The 1536-nt window shown below is 73.1% G+C and carries 1 protein-coding gene and 1 pseudogene; both read left to right on the top strand.

Going from position 1 to position 1536, the window contains the following annotated elements:
• Positions 1-3: 3 nt before the first annotated feature.
• A pseudogene (locus MJ797_RS26645) lies at positions 4-603 on the top strand (recombinase family protein); the annotation flags it as partial.
• A 103-nt stretch (positions 604-706) separates the two neighbouring features.
• Positions 707-1536: zinc ribbon domain-containing protein (locus MJ797_RS26640; protein WP_239342493.1), on the top strand; the 830-nt coding region annotated here is incomplete at its 3' end.

The raw sequence follows: 1536 nt of genomic DNA, 5'->3' as shown, positions 1-1536 counted from the left end.
GAGATGTCCCGGCTGGCCCGCACCGGCCGCGACTGGCACCAGCTGATCGAGCTGTGCTCGCTGTCGGAGACCCTGCTCGCCGACCCCGACGGCATCTATGACCCCGGCTACTACAACGACCGCCTGCTGCTGGGGCTCAAGGGCACCATGTCCGAGTGTGAGCTGTACCTGATCCGGCAGCGGATGGCGGGCGGGAGGCTGGCCAAAGCCGAGCGCGGCGAGCTGGCCATACCGCTGCCCATCGGCTACTGGCGCCGGCCGTCGGGGGAGGTGGTCTTCGAACCCGACGAGCAGGCCCGCACGACGGTGCGGCTGGTCTTCGACCTCTTCGACCGGCTCGGCACGCTCAACGCCGTGCTGCGCCACCTGGCCGACAACAACATCCAGCTGCCGGTGCGCACCCGGTGCGGCCCGGACAAAGGCGAACTGGACTGGCGGCGGCCGACCCGGGAAACCCTTCAGATAATGCTGCACAACCCCGCCTACGCCGGGTACTACGCCTACGGCCGGCGCGCCACCGACGCGCGGCGCAAGCAACCGGGCCGGCCCAGCACGGGGCGGGTGGTGCGCTCCATGGACGACTGGCAGGTGCTCCTGCCCGACCGGGTGCCGGCCTACATCAACCGGGAACGCTACGAGGCCAACCTGGCCCGGCTGGAAGCCAACCGGCAGGTCGCCGCGGGAGGGGTCCGCGCTGCTGGCGGGCATGCTGCGCTGCGGGCTCTGCGGCGGCCACCGGATGGCGGTCAATTACCACAGCCCGGCCGCGCACAGCTACCGGTGCAGCTACCTGCCCGTCAACTATGGCGCAGGCAGCCCCTGCCAGCACCTCGCCGGGCCGGACCTCGACCGGTACGTGGCCGGCCAGCTGCTCGACGCCGTCGCCCCGGCCGCCCTCGAGGTCTGTCTGCACGCCGCCGCTCAGGCCGAGACGGAACGGGCCGAGCTGGACATGCTGTGGCGCCAGCGGCTGGAACGCGCCCGCTACGCCGCCGACCGGGCCCGGCGCCAGTACCAGCTCACCGAACCCGAGAACCGCCTGGTGGCCCGCCAGCTGGAAACCGACTGGGAAGCCGCCCTGGCCGAACTCGGCCGGCTCGAGGCCGACTACCAGCGCTTCACCGAGGCCCGGCCGGTGCACCTGAGCGCCGCCGAACGCGACTCCCTCGCCGCTCTCGCCCGCGACCTGCCGGCGCTGTGGGCCGCCGAGAGCACCAGCGAGGCCGACCGCAAGGAACTCCTGCGCGCTGTGGTCGAGGAGGTCACGGTGGCGGTCGTGGGCGAGAGCGAGCTGGTGGACGTGACCATCATCTGGGCCGGCGGGCACCAGACCCACGGCCGGGCCACCCGGCCGGTCGCCCGCCTCGACCAGCTGTCCTACTACCCGCGGCTGGTCGAGCGGGTCACAGAGCTGGCCGGCCGCGGCCTGTCCAGCCGGCAGATCGCCGAGGCGCTCAACGCCGACGGGCTGCGCCCACCCAAGCGCACCGACCGCTTCGGCCCCGGCCAGGTCCTCACCCTGACCCGCCGGCTGGG

This window comes from Protofrankia sp. CiP3 (assembly GCF_917627345.1).
In the GTDB taxonomy this organism is placed as follows: domain Bacteria; phylum Actinomycetota; class Actinomycetes; order Frankiales; family Frankiaceae; genus Protofrankia.
The sequence above is the reverse complement of the archived record's forward strand: the minus strand, read 5'-3'. Positions and strand labels throughout refer to the sequence as shown.